The 6,730-nt window shown below is 70.7% G+C and carries 4 protein-coding genes; 2 read left to right on the forward strand and 2 right to left on the reverse strand.

The window, feature by feature from the left end; all coding sequences use genetic code 11:
* Positions 1-27: 27 nt before the first annotated feature.
* On the reverse strand, positions 28-1,005 hold the full coding sequence (locus AC0685_RS14580; protein WP_478225955.1) for a GlxA family transcriptional regulator: 978 nt from the start codon (positions 1,003-1,005) through the stop codon (positions 28-30).
* Between the two features lie 98 nt (positions 1,006-1,103).
* On the opposite strand from AC0685_RS14580, the gene AC0685_RS14585 reads away from it, so the two are divergent.
* The gene (locus AC0685_RS14585; protein ID WP_478225956.1) at positions 1,104-1,814 is read left to right on the forward strand and encodes a DJ-1/PfpI family protein; all 711 of its coding nucleotides are present in this window, start codon (positions 1,104-1,106) and stop codon (positions 1,812-1,814) included.
* A gap of 86 nt (positions 1,815-1,900) precedes the next feature.
* On the forward strand, positions 1,901-4,870 hold the full coding sequence (locus AC0685_RS14590; RefSeq protein WP_478225957.1) for an AfsR/SARP family transcriptional regulator: 2,970 nt from the start codon (positions 1,901-1,903) through the stop codon (positions 4,868-4,870).
* Between the two features lie 175 nt (positions 4,871-5,045).
* On the opposite strand, the gene AC0685_RS14595 is transcribed toward AC0685_RS14590, so the two are convergent.
* Positions 5,046-6,164 carry an erythromycin esterase family protein gene (locus tag AC0685_RS14595; protein WP_478225958.1) on the reverse strand — a complete coding sequence of 373 codons (1,119 nt, stop codon included), beginning with the start codon at positions 6,162-6,164 and terminating at the stop codon, positions 5,046-5,048.
* Positions 6,165-6,730: the final 566 nt, after the last annotated feature.

Below are 6,730 nucleotides of genomic sequence, written 5' to 3' on the forward strand. Positions count from 1 at the left end.
CAGTCCGCGCCGCGCGCCGCACACGGCCTAGCCGAACGCCTGCCGAAGGTGGACACGGCGATAGGCCGAAGGCGGGGTGTCGAAGTGATCGAGGAAGGCCTGGCGCAGTGTCTCGGTCGAACCGAAACCACATCGCCTCGCGATCGACGTCAGCGGGAGTTCGGTGCCGCACAAGAGTTTCGCGGCGTTTTCGGTCCTCGCCGCCCGCACGTACCTGCTGGGCGTGGTGCTCAGGTGGGCGTCGAAGAGCCTGGTCAGCTGCCGGGTGCTGATCCCGGCCCGTTCGGCGAGGACGGCGGTGCCGAGATCGTCGGCCAGGTGCTCCGCCACGTACGCGGTGATGTCGCGGACGAGCCGGTTCTCGGGCGGCGGGCCGGACAGGAACATGCTCACCTGCGCCTGGTTGCCCGGCCGCTGCAGGTAGGTCACCAGCATGCGGGCGACCTCCCTGGCCACGCTCGGGCCGTGGTCGGCCTCGACGAACGCGAGGGTGAGGTCGATCCCGCTGGTGACCCCCGCCGCCGTGTAGACGTTGCCGTCGCGCACGTACAGCGGCACCGGATCCACGTTCACCTGCGGGTAGCTCGTCGCGAGCCGGTTCGCGAACCGCCAGTGCGTGGTGGCGCGCCGCCCGTTGAGCAGCCCGCACGCGGCGAGGACCGTGGCGCCGGTGCACACCGAAGCGACGCGACGGCTCTGCTGCGCGAGCCTGCGGACATGGGTGACGACCCTCTGGTCGGCGGCGGCCGCCTCGTGCCCGGTGCCGCCCGCGACGATCAGCGTGTCCAGTTCGCCGGTCACCTGGTCGAGCCGGTGCTGGGCCTGCAGCGTCAGCCCGGATTCGCAGCGGATACCGCGCCCGTCGACGCTCGCGAGCATGATCTCGTACCCCGGCTTGCCGCCGAGTTTGGTCGCGGCGTCCAGGACGTCCGACGGACCGGCGATGTCGAGCAACTCGGCGTTGCTGTAACCGACGATCAACACTCGTCTGGGTGAACCCGGCATGATCGAACGCTACCAGTAGTGCCCGGCCGTCGGACGTTGTTCGCAGGAATCCGGACATCCGGGCCGCCGCGGTCCCGCGCCTGCGACACCGTTGTCCCATGACAGACGACAAGAAGACGATCGCGTTCGTGGTGTACCCGGGGATGACCCCGCTGGACATGGTCGGGCCGCTGACCGTGCTGGACGGGATGGCGAGCACGGCACAGGAGTACCGGACGGTCGTGGTCGGTGAGACGAAGGACGCGGTCACCACCGACAACCCGCTGAAGCTCGTGGCGACCCACACCTACGACGAAGTCCCGTCGCCGTACGCGCTGCTCGTGCCCGGTGGCGCCGCGCCGACGCTGAAGGCGCTCGCCGACGAGAAACTGGTCGGGTACCTGCGGACCGCCGCGGCGAACGCGGAACTCGTGACCTCGGTGTGCACGGGATCGCTGCTGCTGGGGCAGGCCGGACTGCTGAAGGGCCGCAAAGCCGCGACGCACTGGATGTTCCGTGAACTGCTGGGCGCTTTCGGCGCGGAGCCCGTCGCCGAGCGCTGGGTCGAGGACGGGAACGTGATCACCGCCGCCGGGGTGTCGGCGGGAATCGACCTCGCGCTGCACCTGGTCGAGCGGCTCGTCGGCGCCGAGATCGCCCGGACGATCCAGTTCGTCATCGAGTACGACCCGGAGCCGCCACAGGGGCCGCTGGACTGGTCTAAGCGGCCGTACGGGGATCTCAAGCCTCTTCTGGAGCACACGGTGAACGAGGCACTCGCGGACGAGCCCGCGTTGCGGGACAGGCTGCTCGCGCACACCGGAAAGTAGAAGGCGGCCATCCGGGTGAGAAGTCGCTGTCACGGGGACGGCGCCGGGTTACATTCTGGGTCATCCGTCCAGGTGATAGGTGGTTCGTGGAGTTCAAGGTGCTCGGCCCGCTCGCGGCCTCGGTCCCGCTGCCTTCGGCGGCTCAGCCCCGCCGGGTGCTCGCGGTGCTCCTGGCCAGGCCGAACGAGTTCGTCCACCGGGACACCCTCGTGGACGAACTCTGGCCGCAGGGACCGCCGTCGAGTGCCGCCGCGGTCGTGCAGATGGCGGTCTCCAAGCTGCGCAAGGCGTTGTCGCCCGGCGTGCCGGTGGACGACGTCCGGCAGCGGCTGCGGTCCGGCCGGAGCGGCTACCGGCTGACCGTCTCGGACGGGGAGCTGGACGTCACGGCATTCTCCGAACTGACCGCCGCGGCCGCGAAGGCGACCGGTGCCGAGCGCAGGGTGTTGCTCGAACGGGCGCTGGGGTTGTGGCGTGGCCGGGCCTTCGCCGACGTTCCGGCCGGCCCGCTGGTGGAGGCGCACCGGCTGTGGCTCGAGGACCAGCGGTGTTCGGTACTGGGCAAGCTCGTGGAGCTGGAACTGGCGGCCGGTGACCACAAAGCGGTCGCCGACCGGCTGGGACCCGAACTGGCCACCCGGCCGGGTGACGAGCGCCTGGCCGGGTGGCTGGCCGAGGCGCTGCACGGGCTCGGGCGGCGGGACGCGGCGCTGGCCGCCCTCGACCGGTGCCGTCAGGCGTTGTGGGAACACGCCGGTGTCTCGCCGGGGGAGGACCTGCTCGCGGTCCGTCGCCGGATCGCGGGCACCGGCTGGTCCGCGGGCGGCGGCGCGCCGTGCCGTCTGCCGTCGGCGACGCCGGATTTCACCGGCAGGACCAGGGAACTGGCGGACGTGGGACGCGCGCTGCGCGGTCCGGCGCCGGTCGTGCTCCATGGCGCGGCGGGGTCGGGGAAGAGCGCGCTGGCCGTCCAAGTCGCGTGGCGGGTGCGCAAGCGGTTCCCGGACGGTCAGCTCGTCGCCGATTTGCGTGAAACCGGCGACGTGCTCGCCGGGTTCCTCCGCGCGCTCGGCCTCGCCGAAGCGGAGATCCCCGCCGACCGGGCGGGGCGGATCTCGTTGTGGCAGAGCCACACCGCGGACCGGCGGCTGCTGGTGATCCTCGAGAACTGCCGGTCCGAGGCCGAGGTGCGGCCGCTGCTGCCGAGCGGCCCCGGCTGCGCGGCGATCGTCACGACGCGGCGGCGGCTGGCCGGGCTCGTCGGCGCCAGGCCCGTCGAAGTCGGCGCGCTGCCCGACGCGGAGTCACGGGACCTGCTCGGCGCGATCGCCGGAGAGGCCCGGTTGTCCGCTGAACCCGAAGCCGTCCGCCGGGTGCTGGCCTGCTGCGACGGTCTCGCGCTGGCGGTGCGGGCCGCGGGAATGAAGCTGCTGCAGCGGCCGAGGCTGAGCGTCGTCGAGTGCGCGGCGCGCCTGGAGAACGAGCGCCTGCGTCTCGACGAACTCGCCGCCGGTGATCTCGCCGTCCGGCCGGTGCTCGCCGACGCTCTCGCCGAGCTGTCGCCACGACAGCGGGAATCCTTGCGATTACTCGGTTTCCCCGGTGCCACCGAGTTCGCAGGCTGGTTCGCGGCCGCCATGCTCGGCCGTTCGGCCGTCGAGGCGGCCGAACTGCTCGATGAACTGGTGGACGACCACCTGCTGCAGGCCGAGCCCGATCGAATGGGCGTCCTCCGGTACCGGCTACCGGGCCTGATCCGGCTCGCGCTCCGGGAACCGCCGGATCCGGGAGCCCTCCGACGCGCGCTGACGGTCATGGCGGCGTCGGCCGAACACGCTTCCGCCGCCCTCGGCGCCAAGTACCCGCCGTCTCGGCGAGCGGACGTCCCGGCGGCGGTTTCGGACCGCGTCGCGGCCGACCCGATCGGCTGGCGTGACGTGGAATCCGCGAACCTCGCGCTCGCCGTCCGAACCGCGAAGAACCACGGTTGGACCGAGCTGGCCATGCGGCTGGCCGACGCCTACAGCGATCTAGTCGGCCCGAGGAAGGGCGGATCTCCGGCGTGGCTCGGGTTCGGCATCGTGCGTGATCGTGTCGATCTCCCCGCGGAGGCGGGGAAACTGCTCAAGCTCGGGCACGCCCACGCCGACGCGGGGGATCTGGCGCGGGCGCGGACCTGTTTCTCGTTGGCGGAGGGCAGGTTCCGCTCCGTGGGTGACCATCCGGGCACCGGGGCCGCGCTCATCGCGCTCGCCGACGTCGACGCGGACTCCGGGCGGACTGGCGCGGCGGTCCGCGCGCTGCGAGAGGCATTGGACCTGTTGCGGGATTGCGGTGACCTCGCCGGGCAGGCGACGGCGTCGGCCCAGTTCGGCTCGCTGTGGGACGACCTCGGCGAATTCCGCCGGGCGAAGGAATGTTTCGACGCGAGCCTGCTGCTCGCGCTCCATTGTGAGGACGGGCGGCAGCACGACAGGTCCGCCAAGCGGTACGCCGACGTCCTGCGCCGGAACGGCCGCATGGACGAGGCAGGCGAGCTGCTGACGAGCGCGCTGATCGGCACGCGCAGCTCGCGTGAACGCCATTGGGAGGCGCACGTCCTCCGAAGCCTCGGCGATCTCCACGCGAAGACCGGTGACGCGGGGGAGAGCGAACGATGCCTCTCGCGGTCGCTGGAGCTGTTCGAATACGTCGGGCACCGGCATGCCGCCGCCTATACGCACCGGAGCTTCGGCGAATCGCTACGCCTGGCGGGTGAACACGGCCGCGCCGCCGAGCACCTGAGCCTGGCGATGAGCACCTTCCGTGACCTCGGAGACCGCCGGGGCGGTGGATACGCCCTGCTCAGCTTCGGGCGTCTGCGGGCCGACGAAGGCGTCGCGACCGAAGCCGCCGAAGGGCTCCGGACCGCGGCGGGGCTGTTCCGGGAACTGGGCTTCCCGGTGTGGGAATTGCGCGCGCTCAAGGACCTTTCCGCCGTGGATCAGAGCGGACGCCAGCGGGACCGGGCTCGTGAAGCCTTGACGAAGATCCGCTTCGGGGCGACCTCGGCCTAGCCCGGGGGACGACCGCCGGCCGCGGCGTTTGGCGAAGTTATGGCACCGAAGTGTTGACTCCGGCTCAAGTGAGCGGACTTCGCGCCGCCCCGGATTAGCGGCACTGGGGGTGGCGGCGCGTACTCGTGGCCGGGTGACGCCTTCCGAGGGCAGGAGGCGTCACCCGGTTCGACTGCTAGGACCGGACGTGCAGAATCGCGTCCGCGTCGTTCAGGATCCCTTGGTCGAGCGGGAAGTAACCCTGCCGCGGGGTGGGGTCGGTCCGGACGCTCGCGGGCGGGACTTCGGATGCGGTGAGCAGGCCCCAGTCCGTGGTGACGTGCTTCTGAAGGAACCCTTCGTAGGTATCGGGCTCCGGCTCCTCAAGCGCTATGGCCTCGCTTCGGCCGAGGCTCGTCGCGACGAAGACGTAGCGGTCACCGAGCAGCGGAGCCACCAGCGCACCGGCGGGGAACCAGGTGGTCTCCGTCCCCGCCACCCGCATCGTGCTCGCCTGGCGGCGCAGGTGCAGATTGTGGGCGAAGACCAGCGTCCGGCCTCGGCAGGCTTCGGCGGCGCGGATGTCCAGCAGGTTCCGCGCCATGATGGCGTCCCTGGTCGCGACGAGGGGCGCGTAGCGCTCGTGCGGCTCCAGCGGTTCGGCGCATTGCCGGTGATAGCGCAGCAGATCGATGCCCGCCATGAGGTGGATCTCCGCCCGCGACCAGTCGTCCGTGACCGGTTCCGGTTTCCGGGAGCGGAGCGCGGCGAGCAGGTCGGCCGCGATCGCGCGCAGCCGGTAGGCGTCGGCCGTGGCACCGGGCGACGAAGCCGCGTCCATGACGGCTTCCGTGCGGCCCCAGCGTTCGTCGTCGCCCGCCAGGCCCGCGATGTCCACGTCGAAGCCAAGGAAATCGCGGGCGTACTCGAGGTAGGGCCGCGGGCTGGGCGCGGAAGTGTTCTCGGTCTGGGTGTCGAAGCCGTGGAACGAAAGCCGCTCCTCGGGAGGCCGGTTTTCGTTGAACTCGCGCATCCAGGCGATCAGTCGCCTATTCGCCTCCACAGTGCCGAAGACGTGCGAGAAGCCTTCGCTCATCGCGAGGTCGAGGGTTCCGGTGCCATCCCGGACGAAGTCGTTCGCGACGAGCGCGGCCACGCGATCCGTTTCGAGGACGATCGAGCGGAAGCCGCGGTCGACCAGCTGGGCGAACAGCGCGTTGCGGACGTCCGCGAAGACCGGGGTCGCGTGCGTCGGCTCGCCCAGGGCGAGCAGGTCGCAGGAGGGGGTCACGAAGTCTCGGATGTCTTGACTCATGAGATTCAAGCGTATCGTTGATTCTTCGGTTGAAACTTCGGTCGCTCTCTCCTGGTGATCTGTCTCAGAAGCTTCAAACGTGGCGTCAGGATGTCTGTCCGTGAAGGCCTCCTTCCCTACCCTGAAAGTGGGGAAGGAGGCCTTCACGGACTCGACGATCGTCACGTTCGCCCCACCTGCGCCCAGCGGCGCGTGAATGGCCCCTTCCCTCGGCTCAGCCGAGGAAACTCGACCTTCGCGCCTTCCGCAATACATGAAGGGGTCCGTCAGGTACCTAGGGCGCCGGAACGTGGAGGGTCACTGCCGTGAGTGGCAAGGACGGTTAGAGCGCAATGTCACGTGGCTTAAGTTGATCGTGGATGGGGGTCTTGGTCGTAAGCGGTGAGGGTTGCCGCAGGTCACGCGCTCGGTTGTCCTGGCCGACGGGAGCCGACTGCGTTCACGAGGGGGTCGTGGGGGGGGGTTTTTGTTGGGAAACCCAAACCCCCCCCCCCCCCCCCCCCCCCCCCCCCCCCCCACCAAAACCCCCCCCCCCCCCCCCCCCCCCCCCAAAAACACCCCCCCCC

The organism is Amycolatopsis sp. NPDC043889 (assembly GCF_056435645.1).